Source organism: Methylibium sp. T29-B (genome assembly GCF_000576225.1).
Taxonomy (GTDB): Bacteria; Pseudomonadota; Gammaproteobacteria; order Burkholderiales; family Burkholderiaceae_C; genus Methylibium; species Methylibium petroleiphilum.
On record NZ_AZSN01000364.1, the window covers coordinates 1 to 1,100 of the forward strand.

General features: G+C 74.5%; 2 protein-coding genes. Both read right to left on the reverse strand.

The window, feature by feature from the left end:
* Nucleotides 1–162: FIST C-terminal domain-containing protein (locus Y694_RS27320; RefSeq protein ID WP_409072502.1), on the reverse strand; the 162-nt coding region annotated here is incomplete at its 3' end.
* On the reverse strand, nt 150–872 hold the full coding sequence (locus Y694_RS26360) for an FIST N-terminal domain-containing protein (protein ID WP_051495983.1): 723 nt from the start codon (nt 870–872) through the stop codon (nt 150–152). The genes Y694_RS27320 and Y694_RS26360, both read right to left, overlap by 13 nt.
* Between the last annotated feature and the right edge of the window lie 228 nt (nt 873–1,100).

Here is a 1,100-nt window from a genome sequence, read left to right on the forward strand (position 1 = left end):
CTCGGGCTCGAGCGCGCTGCGGATCTCGGTGGCGATGCGCACCAGGTCGCGGCGGGCCGCGTCGGTGTCGCGGTGGCAGAAGGCCAGCTGCTGGCCGGCCAGCGCGGTGTCGGCGATCGCGATGCCGCGGCGCTGCGGGTCGATGCCGATCAGGTGGCGCACGCGCGTCTCGGTGCCGAAGGCATGGCCGCGCGCCGCGGTGACGAACTCGCCCGGCTGCGGGTCGCGGTATCGCTCAGCCCGACCAGCGTGCTGCGCATGCGGGGCAGCGCCTCGCGCGGCGCCTGCTCGTCGACGGCCAGATCGCCCAGCAGGCAGTCGAGCGCGGGTCGATCGTCGAGCTCGTAGACCACGTTGCGCTCGATCCGCGTGATCGCCCGCACCGGGCCCACCGGCTGGCAGCCCTGGGTGATGCGCGAGACGATCGCCACGTCGGCCGTGAACGCCACGCCCGACAGGCCGCCGGTGAACACGCCACCTTCATCGGCGTCGTCGCCGCCGGGTGCGGCGATCGTCAGCACGCGGTTGCGCGCCGAGCCGAGGCCGCCGAACAGGTAGCCGCTGTCGACCCGCTCGCTCAACTCGCCGACCAGCTCCGACAGCTCGGGCGTCGACGGGTCGGCGTGCACCAGCGCCGTGTGCGGCACGAAGCCGGCATCGCCCTGCAGCGGCCGACGTCCGGAGAACACGCGGAACTGTTCGTGCGGCATCGCCGCCAGCATCACCGCGAGCCCGGGCTCGTCGAAGTACTCGACACCGCTCGCGCAGATGCCGATGCCGACGCTGCCGACCCAGGCGGTGCCCGGGAAGCGCTCGCGCAGGTCGGCCAGCAGGGCCTCGGCGGCGTTGGGTGGTGGTCGGTCAGGTAGCACCAGCCCAGCGTCGGCGCGGGGCGGTCGGCGAGCTGGGCGTCGAGCTGCGCGCACACCAGCCCCAGGGCCAGTCGGGCGTCGGGGTGGGTGGCGTGGGCGTGGGCAAAGGCTTGCATCGAGTCCGGCACGGGAAACGTCAGCGTCGGCGCGCGGCTGCCTTGCGTGCCGGTGCGGCCTTCTTCCTGGCCGCAGCAGCTTGGCGCCCGACTTGCCGGCCGCCGCCGCGCG